The sequence below is a fragment of the Pedobacter hiemivivus genome (assembly GCF_004331685.1).
Classification (GTDB): Bacteria; Bacteroidota; Bacteroidia; order Sphingobacteriales; family Sphingobacteriaceae; genus Pedobacter; species Pedobacter hiemivivus.
Window position 1 is genome coordinate 417,343 of the sequence record NZ_SJSM01000003.1, and the last position, 18,084, is coordinate 435,426.

An 18,084-nucleotide genomic window follows, 5' to 3' on the forward strand; every position below is an offset into this window, starting at 1 on the left:
GCTTTGGTCTCTTATCTCAGAAAGCGATACGATCCTTCAGTTCCGACGAAATAAAGGGTACCATCATCACTTCTGACAGAAAGCGCAGGATGAACTACTTTTCCATCTTTCCATACCTGCCAGGTACCGGGTAAAAGATCAGTAATTACGAATTTGTATGGTCCCTTCCCAACAACCGAAAAGTTAAAAGGACGGTCTACCGTTTCCGAAGTCCTACTGAAAGTTACCACTCTATCCGCAAGTTGTACGCCAACTACCTTTTCGCCATCAATACGCTTCACCTCGTGTAATTTTTGCTGCGTGTTATCAGCAATTTGCATCACATTTAGGTAGTAATCTTCTGACGCAGCCTTTTTTGGTGTTATTTCCACACGCCATGCACCTCGTTCCAATGCTTCGTCGGTACCAGGCTTAGGATCATTGGTGTAATTGGTGCCAAACACCCAGAAATCTTTACCCTTGCCACCCACAGATTTAATGTCAGAATTAGCCAGGTCAGGTAGTAAAGCCGTGTTGACCAACATGCCGCTATCGCCATTTTTTGTGCGTTTTATAGTAATCTGGTTGCCCTTTATTTCAGGTTGCTCGATACTGTGTAACAACCAGAATTTTTTAAAATCAGGGCTGGAAGAAACCACTTTGTCAAAAACGATCATCGCTGCCGGAACCTTGGTATCCTTAAGGTTTAAGAATAGAAACGAACGTTTTACTTCTTTTACCTTGGTTGAATAAGCTGCGGTAATATCACCTTTCAAGTAAGTATAATCAGGCGTTTGAGCTTCGGGACCAAAGCCATGGGCAAGAATTTGGCCTGTTTTGAAATCGCCTGCCAACATTTCTTTAAGGTCGCGTGGAGCGGTCCAACCTTTTCCCGGCAAACGTTGTCCACCATCATTAGCCGCAAAGTCAGTCTTGTCTGCTCCGCCATATCCCGACGTGTTGAAAATCTCTTTGGGGTCGTAAATCAACAAACTATTGTGCGCGATCGTTCGCTTAAAAAAGTTTTTATTGTGCGGACTGTTATAGCCACCCGAAGAGCCAGTGTATGATCCGGCATCAATAGCTAGTGGGCCTTTGTAGTAAATTTGGAATGCGCCTGCATCCTGATGTTGATGGTTTAGGAAGGAATATTCGTTAATTTTCATCTCTGCAATCACACTTTCCGGACCCCATCCAGTGCGGGCAATCATCCATCCGAAAGGAGAACCTGAGTATCGGGATAAGGGTAAATCATCCGGTTTACGACTGCCTAGTTTAGTGTCACGCCATAAAAATTCGAATAATTTGCAATGGGCTTCAACTTTAGGATCTTTCAGGAATTCGTAATTCAAATACTCATCTTTATAATAGCTACCTGCAAGGAATGTCGGTAAGGAATAATATTTGGGCTTTTTTCTAGAGTAATCTACATCACCACTTGCCATAATCTGTCCATCTGGGCGACGTTTGTAGATCATATCATAAAGAACAAACTGTTGTCCAGGATGAAATACATTTCCGGCTCCCATTCTGTCTAATATCCAAAGGGCAAAAAGATCGTTGGTGAACCTAACATTCAGGTATGACATGCCTTGATGATAGTTATGGGAAGGATAGAACCAGTTGCGGGCAACCAGATGTTCACTGAAAAAACGGCCAGCAGCAAGGTTATACATCTCAGGAAACTCATCGTAAATGGCAATTCCTACGGAGAGCAGATCTCGCATAATCATCCACTCTGAGGCATGTCCTACAATAGATTTGTCTTTTACCGGAGGGTAACCACATTCAAGCATTTTGGCCAACCGGACAAAAGCTTTCACAAAACGCGTTTTCTCTTCAGGTTTCAGCTGGTCGTAGCACCAGTCATATACAATGGCGCCTGTTACCATAAACAGACCAATTCCTCTCGAAATATCACCAGCCTCCTTAAAGGTTGCTGTTTCGAGGGTATCAATAATCATAGTAATGGCTTCTCGTCCTACTTTTGGGTTTTTGATCATCAGATAGTTCAAGGCCTTTAATTCGGCTCTGACCGTAAGTCCTTTCTGGTTGAAAAAAAATCGAAAGTCTTTGACTGCCGGAATCTCCTCTGGTTTCCAATCTTCCTGCATTTTGACCATATCGTTCCAAACTTTTTTTAGTTCGGGATCGTTTATTCTGTTTTTTAGATCAGGAACTTGTTGTTCACGAATATATAATCGTGGATGAACCTTTGGGGGGACTGGCATTGACACGCCGTCCACATCTTTCCAAACTACATCGGCCTGGATTTGGGAATAACCTTTTGTTGAAAAAACGCAAAGTTCAACAACAAATAAAATCACACACAGGTAAAGCTGCTTTTTCATATTATGGTTCAATTGTCCGATCGATCAATTTAATCTGACCTTGGTGATTTCAAGATATGAAGATTTTTGCGCAGCAATAAGGCATACTGTGCCTTTTCAACAAGATTGAAATGAATTTATTGATTTTTAAAAGTATGGCGTTTGGGATATCAAAACAATTCTTCCCATACAGACTCTTCATCTTTTAGTCGATGGGGTTTAAAAATATTAAATGATACCCGATAGGGTATATTTCAGTGAGTTAATCAAGTATTTATACCCTATCTATCGGGATAGAACGATCCTAAGCTTCAAGCTCACCTAAATGAACCCTTCCTTAATACACATCGCAATAAGTTCTAAACCAGTTTTGGTGCCCGATTTTCGCATGATGTTTTTGCGGTGGGTATTCACCGTCTGTAGGGATATAAAGAGTAATTTTGCTATTTCTTTATTTCTCCTTCCTTCCGCAATTAAGCGGATAACCTCCATCTCACGTTTGCTAAAAGGTCTTTCCATTGATTTTAGCGCAGGTTCATTGAGTACATCCACTTGGAAAAAATCATATTTCCCAATTATATGCGTTAAAGTGGCTTTATGGCTATTAACCGTAGTAAGATGGTTAATATTTGTATGGATATTCAATGATTTGGCAAAGCCACCTTCCTCGTCAGTTGTTAAAAGAATGGCTTGATGCTGAAACAATTGATAACTACCATCAGCTATTTTAAACCGAAAACAATAACTCATTTTGTATTCAGTTACTTTATTCCTTCCCATATGTTTATATAGGTAATTCAATATTTTTTCTTCTGCCTGAGCAACGTAGTATATATCGTCTGGATGAATTTGGCCTATAATATCATCAAAAGTAACTGTTTTAGGATCAAGGCCAAGTACATCCTCAATATAAGGGCTCATGTATTTAATTTGTCGGTCATAAAAATCAACTACATAATAGTAGTATGGACCAGCACAAAAAAAAGAAGACATAATTTGATCAGGGCTTACATCCAAGTCAATATTTCTGCTGGTGATGATATCTTTTGATTTATTCCATATCCCATGTAATATTTCAGCATTTTGTTTCATTTCAGTATACCTTAAAAACTGTTTTATTCGATAAACAAATTTACAAAGGTTCAATGCATCAAATTGTCACTGCTTTCGGTGATTTTTTAATCTATCATAATATTAATCTTGTATGAGTTACTAAAAATCAACAGTGGTTTTAATGGAAATGGAATTAAATCAAATCAAAGGCCCTGGCGTATTCGCATAATTCGTAATAAGAAGTCGTTTCTAGCTTCTGTCTAATGTTTTTTCGATGGGTTTCCACAGTATTCTGTGATATGAAAAGTTTTTCAGCAGTATCAACAGAACTTTTACCTAAAGCCATTAGCCGCAGGACTTCACGTTCCCGTTCGCTTAAACCGGAGAAGCGTTGAAGGTTTTTTCTTAAAAAATCATTCTCTTCCAGCAAGCGCGTAGCTTTAGCCGTCATGTGATGCATGGCGTCAATTGGGAATGCTAGCGTAATTGCCAATAAAGGGTTATTCTCATCATCACGTAAAAAAACCTTTGTGCTAGCCATATGCCATACCCAATCTGCATGAGTTGAAAGCCGCACCTGTTGAAAACAGGTGCAGAATTCTTCATCGTTGTTTCGTTCAACCAATCCCAATATTTTAGGTACGTAATCTTTAGCATCCTCACTATTGAAATAATTGCCATAATATTCTTCGGCAGTAAGATTAGTAATTCCTTCCAGGGATATGTTAAGTTGGCGCAAGCCCCTATCCGACATCCAGGCCACAGACCAATCTCTGAGGTCATGTAAAATTACTACCCCTGGCATTCGATCAGCAATAGAAGCCATCTCTGCAATAGCGTTATCTACTTTTGTTTGGATTGAGTCAGCTGTCATTTTAGATAAATAGAAAATTATGGGATAGTTATCTATAAGCCTAATTAACTATTAGATTACACCCTAATTTACCGAATAAAAGATTCATTTGGTAATGAATCAGGATATTTTTCTTATTTCCCCCTCCTTGAGTTTTGGCAAATTTCCTAAACAGAAAATCTGCTACCAACTAACTCGCAAGAAATGAAAAATAATACACAGAAAAGCAGAATGGAGCGTAAACCTTTAAATACCAGAAATCGGGTATTTATATCATGAACTATTGTACTGAGATTTGTGTAGCATTTAGATGCTGAAAGATGACACTTTATCTGACTACTATGAAAAAGTTCAACAACAACCTGAAATCATACTTGTTCATTTTTGGTTTACTATTTATAGGCTCGATTTCATGCAAAAAGGATAATTTAAAACCTCAGGAAGAAAAACAAACTGAAAATAGGCTAATTGACGATGCTGCTTATAATGACAACATTATAAAGGGTGCCGGAAATGTTTTTTACCAAAAAAGCTTTAAACCTAATAGTTTATCCCAGTTAGTCGCTAAAATGGCCTTTAATGAAGATACATTGGCTTTATATGGAAAAATAAATGCTTCATCAAAAATTGAAGAAGCTCATACCTTTATTTTATCAAGAAAGAAAAATACGGAACTTTTTGTAACTGAAATTTTTAGAGAAACCTCTAGCAGTAGAATATATGCCATAGAAAATAATGTAAAAAGTAAGTTCATTATTGAAATCAAACAATACGATGCAACAACAAAGGAGTTGTCGGTATTAGACCATAATTGGCAAACGGGAGTTTCAAAAATACTAACAAGCACCATTATTAGTGATGGAATTATAAACCAAGTAGTCCCAAAGGCAGCCAATGTGTTTAAATGTTTACAGCCAGATCCACATAACGAATTGAATAAAAATATCGACCAAACATTCAAATACGTCATGTGCAGTGGGCTGGCTTCAAATAATAATCAAGGTTTGGACGATATAATTTCAGCTGTAAAGAAAATCATTGATCAGGTAAAAAAAATGGAAGATTATAAATCTTCATTAGAACAATTAAATTTAGCTGGTCAGGCGATAGAGCAACAATCCTTAATGCTTAAAGCAACAAGTTCTGGAATCTCCAAGTTAAAATATGTAACTGAGGATCTGAATACTGTATTGAATACACTCGCAAACTTAAAAGATGTATTGGTACCAAGAGATAATCGAGAAATACTATTATATCTGTTGAACGAAACTAATGCGCTTCTTTATTATCAAAGAATGAATCAATTCCTTGTCATCATTATACAAGCCATCGATAAAAAGACAGGTAAACCAATCACTGAACTGATGGTCAATATGGAACTTATAAATCCGCTTACAGGGCAAGTACTTTGGAAAGCATTTGAACCTGTTTCCAAAAATACCGGTAATTTAACCTTTACATTTGAGCCTCCTGCCTGGGAAAATTATGAAAATATCGAAAAGCTACATCTAAATTACTCCTTTACCTTAAATGGCGAGAAAGTCAGTTATTTAGGAATTATATCATTACAGTACATTATTCCTAATAAAATTGAAATAATAGATGGGAATAACCAGGTTACTGTTCCAAATAAAAAACTCACAAAACCATTAAGCGTAAAAGTAACTGAGAAAGATGGGTTTCCTGCCAGAGGCATTAAAGTTCAATGGAGAGTTAAAAAAGGTGGTGGAAAACTAGGTTCAATAGAGACCACAACCAATGAAATGGGGATAACTGAGGTTGACTGGATCTTAGGTGACAGCACAGAGGTACAAGAAGCAGAAGCTACAGTTAAAAGATCGAATGGTGAATCTATAATCGGTAGTCCTTTAGTTTTCAAAACATTAGGAGTCTCTATATTGGGGAGGTGGGAAGCTTACGAAATTTTTGTAGAAGGATTAAGTACTTATAAAAATGCTATTTATCAAAATGACGAAGAAATACCAGAATGTAAAGGTGTAATAGGTAAACACAAAAGAAGTATAGAAAGCCTACTCCTTGATTTCAATAAAGATTTAACTTATAAAATTGATGAGGATAACTCAACTTCGAAGCAAAGTGTAAACTGGGGACCAGGTAAGCCATGCACATTAAATCCAATTGAGCACTACTCTGATTCAGAAGAAAACATGGGCGCATTCGATTATAATTCGAGTACTAAAAGTGTAAAATTTTATTTAAACTCAAAAGAGTACATTGTTTTTAAAGTAACTAAACTTACAGCAACAGATCTGTGGGTAGAATTTTCAGGGGTATCCACAGGCTTTATGGACTTAGATATGGAACTTGCTGAGTTTTTTGCTGAAAATGGATCAGGAAAGTTTAAAAGAAAATAAGACCCTTGCTTGCATAAAAATTATCTGCTGGATAGAATCATTTATGAGTCTAAATATGCTATTAGGCGTAAATCAGGTAGGAAATAGTTCGAGAAGCACCCAGTTGGGGCTACTGGACAAAAAAAGCCGATTTTCGAAAAGAAAAGCGGCTTTTTTTTCGTTTTTGATGTCTGAAATCATCAGAAAATGTGCTTTTGGGAAGCCCCTTTAACGGGTTCTTTTAATGCGTAGTTCAGTTCCTAGGTAGTGATGCCTTCATCCGTGCAAAAGCTAGGTTAGAACAACTCAATGGTCAAATAGACGACTGGAAGTCGCTAAGTTATACTACCGATTTTGATTAAATTAAGATGTAAATTGGATATATCATCCTTACAATATCAACAGTCGTTCAACTGAGTTTGCAGCCGGTGGAATTTTCGAATATAGAATGTTTTTACTATTTTTGTATTGATCGGTACAAAAAGTAAATTGCAATGAAGGGAAGACCAACATTATTTGAGAACAAAGAGCTTGTTAGTAAGGCTCAGAGCGTATTCTGGGAAAAGGGGTATACTGCGACATCCCTAAGTGATCTGCTAGAGGTTACCGGAATAGGTTCTGGTAGTTTTTATAATAGTTTCAAGGGAGGTAAAAAAGAAATTTTTAAAGCGACAATCTTACAGCGTAGGGAGGCATTTAGTAATTTCAGAAAGGAATTGGAAATAAGCGGAACACCATTGGAGTTGATTAAGGATTTTTTCAGGAGCGTTGCGAAATCATCCAAGGAGGAAAATCTAAGGGGCTGTATCATAGCTAATACGGTGGTTGAAATGACCTATGTAGATGATGAGCTGGAAGCAGAAGCGGTACATATTCTGAAAGATGTTGAAAAAATGTTTACTGATGTTTTTGAAAAGGAGAAGCTTAAGGGTAATCTTAGCAATCCTTTATCAGGGCAGGTGTTAGGAAGATATCTGGTAACCTTCTGGTGTGGTTTGAATACGCTTAGAAGGATTTACCCTGACCAGAAGGTCCTTGCTGAACAAATAGAAATGCAGTTGGACATACTTCGTTAATTTTTTTTGAACAATTGTGTATTGATCATTACAAAAATCAAAAATAGAATGGATTTAAAATTAAAAGGAAAAAGAGCATTTATAAGTGGCTCTACTCAGGGAATCGGATTTGCGATAGCTCAGCAATTGTTAGCTGAGGCTGCTGAAGTTGTCATAAATGGGCGGGATCAGGTAAAGTTGGACAATTCGCTGGCAGCACTAAAAAGAGAATTTCCAGATGCCATTGTATCAGGAATAGCTGCTGATTTTTCAGATAAGGAACAAGTAACAGAACTGCTGGCTCGGTTGGATGATATAGATATCCTGATCAATAATGTCGGTATATTTGAGCTTAAGGATTTTACAGAGCTTACAGATGAAGACTGGTACAGGATTTTCCAGATCAATGTAATGAGCAGTGTTAGTCTATCGAGGAAATTACTTCCACAGATGTTGAAAAAGAATTGGGGAAGAATTGTTTTTATCAGTAGTGAATCGGGCGTTAATATCCCTGAAGATATGATACATTACGGAATGACAAAATCCGCAATGATGGCAGTTTGTAATGGATTGTCAAAATTAACCAAGGGTACAGAGGTGACAGTAAACACCATTTTAGGCGGTCCTACTTATTCAGATGGAGTAGCTAATACTATCGAGTACCTCGCAAATATTCAAAACGTAGGTGTTGAGCAGCTGAAGATTGGAATTATGCAACAGACAAATCCTCATTCGCTAATAGGGCGTTTTATCAACCCGGCTGAGATTGCTCATTTAGTAACCTATCTTTCAAGTCCACTTTCTTTGGCTACAAATGGAGCTAGCATAAGGGCAGATGGTGGTGTTTTAAAAATACTGTGATCTACCTCCTGGCGCTGAGTCCAGACCGTGCCGATATGGCTTCGGGGATAGATATGAGCGTGCTAATTTCTTGCTACAAGGATAATATGAAATAAATAATAATTTTGCAATATCCTAAACGAAAATTTGCCAGCAGAAAATGAAAAGTTATTCCTTCCATGCAACCATAGAAATAATAGGGATTAATCCATACGTCCAGATCCCGGAAATTATTTTGACCGAAATTTTTAATCAAGCAGGTAAAAATAAAGGACATATTCCTGTTGCTGGAACCGTAAATAGTCTACCGTACCAACAAACTTTACTAAAGTACAGTGGTCTCTGGCGACTTTACATTAATACATTAATGCTTAAAAATTCTCCCAAACGTATTGGAGAAACCATTAAAGTGACTATTGAATTTGACCCATCGGATAGAACGATAAAACCACACCCTAAGTTAATAGAGGCATTAAAAAATAATCTAGAAGCAAAGTCTAAATTTGATAATCTTACTCCTTCAATGCAAAAAGAGATGGTGAGATATATTTCATCCTTAAAAACAGAGGAAAGTAGAAATCGAAATATTGAAAGAGCTATTAATTTTTTGTTGGGTAGAAGTTCGTTTATAGGAAAAAAAACTCTTTAATTAATTCTATCTTTGTGACCTGTTATACTATATCTAATATATTATTCAATCCTTCGTAAGATACACTCCTTAAATCGAAGGCCTAATGCATTGGAACCATCTGGTTCTGGATGTAACGGATAATATATACACCTTTTTTTTCCAACAATTTTTAATAGCAAAAGAGATTGATTATCAAAATCAATTGCTTTATCACATTGCAAGATGATTAGTATCTCCTGCAATTGGATAAGGGTTAATAATATTCAAGATGAATAGTAAACAGTTAATAAGTAGAGATATAGAACTCTTTTATAATAAAGCATCCGAAGAAACCAGACTGAACAAAGGTATGGGGGTATTTGAATTTGAGAGAATCAAATCACTCGTAGAAAAATATATTCCATTCGCATCGGCTAAAATAATTGATGTTGGTGGAGGAACAGGCAAATATTCAGAATGGCTTGCCAAAAGAGGTCATGAGGTATACTTAATTGAGCCAGTACTTAAACATATTCAAATAGCTAAGGATAGAGCTAGTAAATTAAAAAATAAATATTTTGTTTCTTTAGGAGAAGCCAGGAATTTAGACTTCCCGGATAATTTTGCTGATTTAGTAATTCTACACGGACCGCTGTATCATCTTCAAAAAAAAGAAGATAGAGAAAAAGCGATTCGTGAAGCCAAACGAGTTGTAAAAAGAGACGGTATCATTTTAGGGTTTTCTATAAATTATACTGCATCAACTTTAGTTGGGCTTTTACAAGGACTAATTCATAAAGGTACTTTCTTTAAAATGTGTAAAGAAGAACTCACAACAGGTGTTCATAATCCCCCGAGTGATTTTCCCTGGCTTCTGGCGGAAGCATATTTTCATAAACCAAAAGAGTTAAAAGATGAATTCGTGAAACAGGACTTGACGTATATAAATACCTATGCAGTTGAAGGGATGGCCTGGCTGGATAAAGACTACTTTTTGAACCTTTTGGATATGAAAAAGAGAAAGACCTTAATGGAACTCATTCAGATCACTGAAAACGATAGCTACCTTTTACCATTTAGCCCGCATATGATGATAGCGGTAAAAAAACGATCAACTTATGACAAATAAAGATAAATATTTTAATGCTTTCAAGGAAAGCAATGGCCGTTGTAATGAAATAGAGCTTGGAGAAAAACTTGGTCTAGATGAAAATACGACCAGACAAATACTCACTCAACTTCTATCAGAATATAAAATTGAACATATTGAAAATAGAGTTTGCGATTATAGCGTAATGAAAGCTGTTAAAGGAAGAATCAGATAACAATACATATATTCTATAATTAGTTGGATTTGACGATCGGTATGACATACTGTTGTCACTGGTCGTCTTAAATTTGTTAATATTAAAGCCGCTTATTACAAAAAATACGGAGGACAATAGCTATGGAAGATAGATTAATGATATATCCAACAGACAATATCGAATGGCGCGAATGGCTTGCGTTAAACCATTTAGAATGTAAAGGCGTCTGGCTAATCTATAACAAGAAGATTAAGGGAAAAGAATTACCAGGGTTATCCTGGAGCGAGTCTGTAGATACTGCACTTTGTTTTGGTTGGATAGATAGTAAAAGACTCCCTATCGATGAAATGAAATTTATGCAGTTTTTTTCAAAAAGAAAACCTAAAAGCGGTTGGTCGAGAATTAATAAGGAAAAGGTTAAAAATTTAATTGATCTTGGATTAATGACTGATGCTGGTTTGAAGACTATCAACGCGGCAAAACGCGATGGATCCTGGAAAGCGCTGGATGCCGCCGAAAACCTTACAATGCCTACAGACCTGGCTTTAATGCTGAAGGAGCATAGCCATTGCGAAGTTTTTTTTACTGCCCTTAGCAATTCGGTCAAGAAAACTGTTTTTTACTGGTTATCTAGTGCCAAAAGGGAGGAGACAAGAAATCGGCGACTTGCTGAAATCATTAGGTTTATAAACGAAGGTAAGCTGCCGAAACAGTTTTAATAACTATCAGGGAGATGGAAAACATAACAAGTTCAAGGCCGGCATGGCAAGGAGGCCAAACCATTCTCGGAAGTGCTTGTTTTAAATAAAATACATTGATCTATGCCAGAAACTAGAGATGAAATTAAAGAGAGTGGCTTAGCATATGTTACTGATGCTATGCCGGGAATTTATAGGAGAGGGGAAGCAGGTAAATTTTATTATCATGATAAAGAGGGGAATAAAATAACGGATGAAGACCATTTGCAACGGATAAAATTACTTGTTTTACCTCCTGCATGGAAAAATGTCTGGATAGCCCCTAAATCGAATGCTTATTTACAAGCGACGGGAATTGACGCTGCTAATAGAAAACAATACCGGTACCACGGTAAATGGATAAGTAGGCGATCTGACTATAAATATTTCAGATTACTGGAATTTGGAAAGACATTGCCTGAAGCAAGAAAAAGGATAATAAAGGATCTAAAACGTAAGGATTTTGATGAGCAAAAAGTACTGGCGATTTGTGTTGATCTATTACAGAAGACCTTGTTAAGGGTAGGTGGGAAAAGTTATATGCAACAATATGGCTCCATTGGTTTAAGTACATTGAAGGGTAAACATGCTAAAATCAATGGGAATTCAATGCGTTTATCTTTTGTGGGTAAAAAAGGAGTTCAACATGAGGTAACATTAACGGATAGACGTTTAGTGCCGCTTGTAAAAAAATGTAAAGATATTCCTGGTCAGGAACTTTTTCAATTTTATACCGATGGCGGAACTCATAAAAGTATAGATTCAGGTCAAATCAATAGTTACATTAAGGAAATAACAGGAAGTGATTTTACAGCAAAAGATTTTAGGACCTGGGGTGGTACATTGGAAGCTTTAAGACAATTTGCAATCTGTGAAAAACAATCTGAAGAAATTTCTAAAATGAAAGTTGAGATTCAGGTATTGGATTGTGTAGCTAAAAAATTGGGGAACACCAGAGCAGTCTGTAAAAGTGCTTATGTATATCCATTGCTGTTGGAAGCCTATAAAAACGACGGGCTAAATAAGTGGTTGAAAAAGATAAATACATCCATTAAGCCAATGAAAAGCGCGTTAGAGAATGATGAGAAGGTTCTTTTGTCTTTTCTTAAAACGACACAAAAATAGGTTTGTCAACCATTAATGATTTCGCCGCCATTAGGATGAAGGATTTGCCCGGTTATATAACTAGCATCTTCAGAAGCTAAAAAAACGTAGCAAGGTGCGATTTCATTTGGTTGTGCTGCTCGTTTTAAAGGGACATCTGATCCGAATTTTGAAACTTCTTCTGGAGTAAAGGTTGCCGGAATAAGTGGTGTCCATACCGGACCCGGTGCTACTCCGTTTACCCGGATTTTTTTGTCAGCCAAAGAAGCTGATAAGGATCTTACAAAAGAAACAATTGCCCCTTTTGTGGCCGAATAATCTATTAGATGAGCACTGCCCCGATAAGCCGTTACAGAAGTGGTACAGATAATACTTGCTCCTTTTTTAAGATATTTTAATGCCGCCTTGGTGGTATAAAAGTGTGAAAATATATTAGTCTTGAAGGTTTTTTCTAAATGCTTTGCTGTGATTTTTGTTATGCTACTGGTTGGAAACTGAATTGCTGCATTATTAACCAAAATGTCAAGATGACCGAATTCTTTTATAGTTTCTTGAACAAGCTTAATGCAGTGCTTTTCATTAGAAATATCTCCGGCAATTGCAACTCCGCGTCTACCGTAACTTTGAATGTGAGTTAATGTTTCATTGGCATCTGTATGCTCATTTAAATAACTGATCATCACATCTGCACCCTCTTGTGCAAAAGCAAGGGCAACCGCTCTGCCTATTCCACTGTCTCCACCGGTGATTAAAGCTACTTTTCCTGCCAATTTAAGGGAATGGTCCTTTGGACTAAACAAAGGAGCTGGTTCCATTTTAGTCTCTTTACCTGGTTGACTCCTTTGTTGTTGTTTGGGTCTTAGCTTTTTTTCTTTTACTGGTTTCATGTCATTGAAATTCATGTATGTAAAAGAATAACACCTTATTATTTAAATTGTTGTATGATAATGAGTAGCAACAATTAGTATCCTGGGTTTTGCACCATATTCATGTTCAGCATCATTCATCAATGCTTAGTGTCGATTATTTGGCGTAAACGAAAGAAATACTGTCTTTAACAATAAGTCCGCTCATGTTTTGGCCTACGTAAGTAATGGTATACTTAGCCGGTTTGGTGAGGTCATATCCTTTTAAAAGATCTACGGTAGTAGAAACACTGTCTTTAGAATTTACAGCCATATAACTGCTAGCCGGTGGTGGCATCACTCGTTTCGCCATCGCGCCTTTGTAGTTCACTTCTTCGCCGGACTCTGATTTTACATCCAAATATTTGCTTATGAAAGGCTCAAAAGGAGTGTGCCATTTGCAAAAATGTTGTGCAGTGTCGGCATTGTTGTACACCGTAAATTTCAGTTCCACCAATTCGCCAAGCTTAACGGTGTCTTTCATCGATATCTTTGCAAATAGACCTTTTTCAGCAGTGCTGTCTACAACTTCAGTAGCCGAAGAATTCGCTGCATCAGTACTGTTTTGTGCACCGTTGTTGTTCATCCCGCAAGATGAAAGTGCCAGTACAACGGCGGTAGATAGTAGTATATTAAAGTTTTTCATGATTTAGTTTTAGGCGTGGACAGCATCATAAACGATGACTTTCTCCCACAAATGACTATGATTCTTTATAAATTCCAGGTGAATGGGATGTGTTTGATAAGTTTCCTGGCCCTCCAGATCACTAAAAAAGATCAACTCTGATACGCCCCAACTGTTATCTACAACATCGCGTTTTTCTGTACTTGCAACAATGCCAACATGTATTTCGCGTACCGTTGGTATTTTTGCAAGTGTTTTTACACCCGCAGCCAACTGATCACGATCTTCTTTTGAACTTGGATTTTTCAACCAGAAAAATACATGATGTACAACCGGATAATTCTTATTCATATTTCATAAATCTATGAAAAATAAATGATTCACATAATGCGGCTAGCTTGGCCTTCTTTGAACTATTCCTAGCTTTCATTGATCCGGTATTCCTTGTTTTGGGATGAAATTTAAAGATCCTTCTGCTCATTCTTGATTTTTCTGATCCTTTTAGCAAACCTCAAGGCCCCTTCCGTAAGGTTGTCTTTTTTTACAGTTTGTTCCCTAAAACTTCTTTTACCAAGACTTAGTATATTCGTCCAGTTTCTATTTTTTAGATATTTATCAATTCGTGGGAAGTAGGAAGTTGACCAATAAGCTGTCTTTATTTCATCTTGTAATTTCATCACAACTTCTTGTAGCCTATTATCCAAATATTCGTTACGCTGGCAACGCTCTTTCACTCCCCCGCTATACCAATGATCATAGGAGAGATTAACTTTCCAGGAAGGTTCAATTATAAAAGTATATTTTCGAGACAGCCATACGATCTTCTTGTTGCTGGAATCTTCTGTAAATTCAGAAATTTCCCATTCTAACCCCTTTCCGTCCATTATCTGCACTATTTTAACTTCTGCATAAAAAACTTCCGATATAATTTGATGCGTAAAATTGAAGGCAAATTTTTGTAATTCAATAAGAGGCATGGTGCTTGGATAGTAAATCCCATTGCTGTTTATGGTGAATTCGTGCCCATAGCTATAATCTCTATTCTGATCCATAATTTTTAAGAAATTTAATCAAGCGAATGTACCGCTAAGGGTAAGCCCTTAGCGATGCTTTTATTTTTCTAAACGCATTTCAATTGCCCTAAGTAAGTGCTATTGCCCTGCAACTTTCCATCTTTCGAAGCAAAACTCATATAGCAATGGACGGTATCGCCAACAAAATCTTCTCGTAGGTCGAGCATATATCCCTGTGCATAACGATCAGTTGCCAATGCCTTTTTCACAGAATACCCTTTTGCTGGATTATAAACCAGAAAAGTGGCCATATCAGTGTATTGACAGTACATAGATTGTCGTTGCGGTAACCAGTTAAATTCTATTTGTCCAGGTAAAGCCAACATAGCAGGACTTTCGGCTGGGAGAATATAACCTCTGCTGTACATCAACTCTGGGTAATTCAATGTGAAACCAGTTTCATCGACTAGAAACGCATGGTCATAGTTGTAAGCACTCGCCACATTTACAGGGTCCTTTCCTTTAGAAAACTGCTTAAACCCGACCTTGATTAAATCATCAATATTGGTCAAAAAGCCGCTTAGCAGTCCAAATTTTCCTTGAGCATCCAATTGCGAAGTTGTTGGCGGTTTAGTACTTGCCCGGTAAGCGCCGGTAAGCACGTTAATACTTCTGTGCATACGGCCTACTGAGGGACCTGTTTTATTGCGAATGGGACCCATGATCCCCGATTTTAATATGCCCATGTCAAGAATTTAATAACAAGTTATCCGTTGTTTCTGATTTGTTAAAACTGCCGGTGTATACACTGTCAGCCACTTGCTTTCTGTCTGCGGCAATAAAAGATAAATAGGTCTCCATATATTTCCCTTGTAAGCTCGGTGGAAGTTCCAATGTTGCGCTTCCAGAAATTCTGTCATTACCAAACAATAGGTATTCTGCCCGCTTTTCATTAGGGAAATAAGCCAGTATCATCACTTGTTCAGCCGCTTCTGGCCAGGCCATCTTAGGGTCTGTGTGCCAGGTAAACTGTAGTCCCATAGGGAATTGCGTAACCTTCCAATTTTCTGCGGGCTTTAAAAGTCCTTTGCTTAATAAAATTTGAGAATAGGCAATCTTAAGTGCTGGATAAGTTCCCTCAATCATCCGACTTTTGTTGTACTTTATAGTTTGATTATAAGCGTTATCGTTCCTTAATTTGGCCTCAATGCTAAAGCCTGTTTCGATAAAATCTCTTATCACTAACGTAAACTCACCAGATAGTTTGGTTGCCACTCTGTTTCTTAATTGTAATTCCGAAGGTGGTTTGTTATTCACTCCGATTTGTCGACATACATTTTGACCATTTAACATGTAACAAACCATGTTGCCCATTCTTCCGATGAATGGTCCATTCGGACCGTTGTTGATAATTCCCATTGCGTTAATATTTGGTTAGATAATAGGTCTCATTACCTGAGGCTTAAACAAATATAATACACAACTGCCCGAAATGCAATAGACAGAGTGTAACATTAATAGCGAATAAGTTGGGAATGAATAGAGTTTAAATAGAGGGTTGCTTTACCCTTGCTTTAGGGTTGGCTTACCCTTGCTTTACCCTTGACTTACCCTATGGGTAAAGCAACCCTAAAGCAAGGGTAAGGCAAGGGTAAAGCAACCCCATATTTATTCCCAACTTATTAGCTACTCATTCCTTATTCATAAGTAGAACAGCCAGCCCCACTCGCCTCCCTTTTGAGCTTGATGACAATCAGTTCCATTTTTGACCGGCGTCATGATTTGGTCGGGGCAATGCTGGTAAATTTGTATCGTGTTAATTCCTTGTATTAATTGATTTTAGCTATGAAACCATTATTGTTATTGACCGATTTTTCTGAAAATGGTAACCATGCAGTTGAGTATGGATATCGTCTCGCTAAAGATTTAGAGACCAATGTGACCTTATGCAATGCGGTTGACTTCGCGGAAACTGCAAATATGTTATGGCCTGCTGAAGCTTATGATGCCCTGATCTCTGATAGTAGCAAAGAACTGAAAAAGTTGATGAAACATTTAGAAGAGACAGACCACAATGCCGGCTTCCATCCGCAGATCAGTTACCAGTGCAAACTTGGCCGACTTGTCGACGTGGTGGAAAGCGCAAGACAAAAGGAAGATTTTTACATGATTGTAATCGGTGCACATCGTAAGGGCTTTGCCAGGTTTTTATTGGAGAACCACAGCAAAAGTATGATGGATACTTTAACTTGCCCGCTGCTGATTGTACCGCAGAAGCTTAGCTAAAACTAAATAGTTTTTGTCTAAATTTGCGGCAATGAATTGGAGCCGCATTATTTTAATAGCCTGTCTGTTTTTTGCAATAAGCATTAACCGGGCAGAAGCCCAGGTACTAAGCCCTTTGCCTTTGACAGACACTACTGCTGCTGTGAAAAAAAGCTATTCAAGGCGTGTGGTAAGGGATTCTGCTTTCTATGCAAGGCAAAAATTTGTAACCGATTCTATCATTTCGCATACCTGGATTTTGCCCCCAGCTTTAGTCGATAAAAACATCATTATCGATAGCATTTTAAAAGCACAGGTATATGGCCGCTCTGGCTTGTATACCCGCTATAAAGATTATAAAACTTCCGAAAAAGTTAGTCAATACCGTACTGGAACACCCGTGCCAAAAGGAAACCTGTGGGTATTAGGTGTAATTGCCCTCTTGATGGTCTTGTTTGCATCCTTAAAAATCTCTTTTTCAAAGCAGTTACAAACTATTGTACAATCTTTTTTTAGCAACAGAATCCTAAATAACCTCAATAAAGAAGATAACCTTTTTACATCTTGGCCCTTCCTGCTGCTATTTGTACAATTTGGTTTTACCATTGGTATGTTCTTTTACCTGGTTACTCAATATTATCACATGTCTTTTGCCGATAGTGGCTTCCGTTTCTATCTAAGCATTTCTGTTTTAATAGTGGTTTTATACGTGTTAAAGATTGTTTTATTGCGGCTACTCGGTTACCTTTTTGACGTTCAAAAAGCCGTAAGTGAATATGTGTCGATATTATATTTAAGTTATTTTAATATCGCATTAATGTTCATCCCTTTGGTGATCGCTTTTGCGCTATCTCCTTTAAAGTATGGGCCTTATTACATCGCCATTTCATTTATTCTATTAACTATTGTCTTTGTATTTCAATTTATTAGAGCCGGAGTTAATATTTTATCTCATTATCGGTTTTCAAAAGTCTATTTGTTTTTGTACTTTTGTGCCCTCGAAATCTGCCCTATATTAATATTAATCAAGGCAATAGGATTATAACGCGGTAAT

At 37.3% G+C, this 18,084-nt stretch carries 19 protein-coding genes; 10 read left to right on the forward strand and 9 right to left on the reverse strand.

Annotated elements, in window-relative coordinates:
- Positions 1–11: 11 nt before the first annotated feature.
- From hepB to EZ444_RS07910, 3 genes are all read right to left on the reverse strand, one after another.
- Positions 12–2,330 carry a heparin/heparin-sulfate lyase HepB gene (gene hepB, locus EZ444_RS07900; protein WP_131608183.1) on the reverse strand — a complete coding sequence of 773 codons (2,319 nt, stop codon included), beginning with the start codon at positions 2,328–2,330 and terminating at the stop codon, positions 12–14.
- Between the two features lie 300 nt (positions 2,331–2,630).
- Positions 2,631–3,401: a LuxR C-terminal-related transcriptional regulator gene (locus tag EZ444_RS27800; RefSeq protein ID WP_131608184.1), complete on the reverse strand. Its 771-nt coding sequence runs from the start codon at positions 3,399–3,401 to the stop codon at positions 2,631–2,633.
- 154 nt (positions 3,402–3,555) lie between these two features.
- Entirely contained in the window at positions 3,556–4,236 is a 681-nt protein-coding gene (locus EZ444_RS07910; RefSeq protein WP_131608185.1) for a helix-turn-helix transcriptional regulator, read from the reverse strand.
- A gap of 548 nt (positions 4,237–4,784) precedes the next feature.
- Here EZ444_RS07910 and EZ444_RS07915 point away from each other — a divergent pair.
- From EZ444_RS07915 to EZ444_RS07950, 8 genes are all read left to right on the forward strand, one after another.
- Complete coding sequence (locus EZ444_RS07915) at positions 4,785–6,590, forward strand: hypothetical protein (protein WP_131608186.1); 1,806 nt, start codon at positions 4,785–4,787, stop codon at positions 6,588–6,590.
- A 473-nt stretch (positions 6,591–7,063) separates the two neighbouring features.
- On the forward strand, positions 7,064–7,645 hold the full coding sequence (locus EZ444_RS07920; protein WP_131608187.1) for a TetR/AcrR family transcriptional regulator: 582 nt from the start codon (positions 7,064–7,066) through the stop codon (positions 7,643–7,645).
- A 48-nt stretch (positions 7,646–7,693) separates the two neighbouring features.
- A complete protein-coding gene (locus EZ444_RS07925; protein WP_131608188.1) occupies positions 7,694–8,485 on the forward strand; it encodes an SDR family NAD(P)-dependent oxidoreductase in 792 nt (263 codons plus the stop codon).
- A 139-nt stretch (positions 8,486–8,624) separates the two neighbouring features.
- Positions 8,625–9,113 carry a YdeI/OmpD-associated family protein gene (locus tag EZ444_RS07930; protein WP_131608189.1) on the forward strand — a complete coding sequence of 163 codons (489 nt, stop codon included), beginning with the start codon at positions 8,625–8,627 and terminating at the stop codon, positions 9,111–9,113.
- Positions 9,114–9,363: 250 nt separating this feature from the next.
- The gene (locus EZ444_RS07935) at positions 9,364–10,203 is read left to right on the forward strand and encodes a class I SAM-dependent methyltransferase (protein WP_131608190.1); all 840 of its coding nucleotides are present in this window, start codon (positions 9,364–9,366) and stop codon (positions 10,201–10,203) included.
- On the forward strand, positions 10,193–10,399 hold the full coding sequence (locus EZ444_RS07940; protein WP_131608191.1) for a hypothetical protein: 207 nt from the start codon (positions 10,193–10,195) through the stop codon (positions 10,397–10,399). Before EZ444_RS07935 ends, EZ444_RS07940 begins: the two co-directional genes overlap by 11 nt.
- A 122-nt stretch (positions 10,400–10,521) precedes the next feature.
- On the forward strand, positions 10,522–11,100 hold the full coding sequence (locus EZ444_RS07945; RefSeq protein WP_131608192.1) for a YdeI/OmpD-associated family protein: 579 nt from the start codon (positions 10,522–10,524) through the stop codon (positions 11,098–11,100).
- 102 nt (positions 11,101–11,202) lie between these two features.
- Positions 11,203–12,243, forward strand: a complete 1,041-nt coding sequence (locus tag EZ444_RS07950; RefSeq protein WP_131608193.1) for a DNA topoisomerase IB — start codon at positions 11,203–11,205, stop codon at positions 12,241–12,243.
- Positions 12,244–12,248: 5 nt separating this feature from the next.
- Here the strand turns inward: EZ444_RS07950 and EZ444_RS07955 are convergent, their stop codons facing one another.
- From EZ444_RS07955 to EZ444_RS07980, 6 genes are all read right to left on the reverse strand, one after another.
- Positions 12,249–13,109, reverse strand: a complete 861-nt coding sequence (locus tag EZ444_RS07955; protein WP_131608194.1) for an SDR family oxidoreductase — start codon at positions 13,107–13,109, stop codon at positions 12,249–12,251.
- A gap of 136 nt (positions 13,110–13,245) precedes the next feature.
- A complete protein-coding gene (locus EZ444_RS07960) occupies positions 13,246–13,773 on the reverse strand; it encodes a protease (RefSeq protein ID WP_131608195.1) in 528 nt (175 codons plus the stop codon).
- Between the two features lie 9 nt (positions 13,774–13,782).
- Positions 13,783–14,103: a Dabb family protein gene (locus EZ444_RS07965; RefSeq protein WP_131608196.1), complete on the reverse strand. Its 321-nt coding sequence runs from the start codon at positions 14,101–14,103 to the stop codon at positions 13,783–13,785.
- 110 nt (positions 14,104–14,213) lie between these two features.
- Positions 14,214–14,804 (reverse strand): hypothetical protein, encoded by a 591-nt coding sequence (locus EZ444_RS07970; protein ID WP_131608197.1) that lies wholly within the window; start codon positions 14,802–14,804, stop codon positions 14,214–14,216.
- 68 nt (positions 14,805–14,872) lie between these two features.
- Positions 14,873–15,511 carry a DUF6266 family protein gene (locus EZ444_RS07975; protein ID WP_131608198.1) on the reverse strand — a complete coding sequence of 213 codons (639 nt, stop codon included), beginning with the start codon at positions 15,509–15,511 and terminating at the stop codon, positions 14,873–14,875.
- A gap of 1 nt (position 15,512) precedes the next feature.
- Positions 15,513–16,184 (reverse strand): DUF6266 family protein, encoded by a 672-nt coding sequence (locus EZ444_RS07980; protein ID WP_131608199.1) that lies wholly within the window; start codon positions 16,182–16,184, stop codon positions 15,513–15,515.
- A 426-nt stretch (positions 16,185–16,610) separates the two neighbouring features.
- Here EZ444_RS07980 and EZ444_RS07985 point away from each other — a divergent pair, with 426 nt between their 5' ends.
- The gene (locus EZ444_RS07985) at positions 16,611–17,051 is read left to right on the forward strand and encodes a universal stress protein (protein ID WP_131608200.1); all 441 of its coding nucleotides are present in this window, start codon (positions 16,611–16,613) and stop codon (positions 17,049–17,051) included.
- Positions 17,052–17,082: 31 nt separating this feature from the next.
- Entirely contained in the window at positions 17,083–18,075 is a 993-nt protein-coding gene (locus EZ444_RS07990; protein WP_131608201.1) for a DUF4271 domain-containing protein, read from the forward strand.
- Positions 18,076–18,084: the final 9 nt, after the last annotated feature.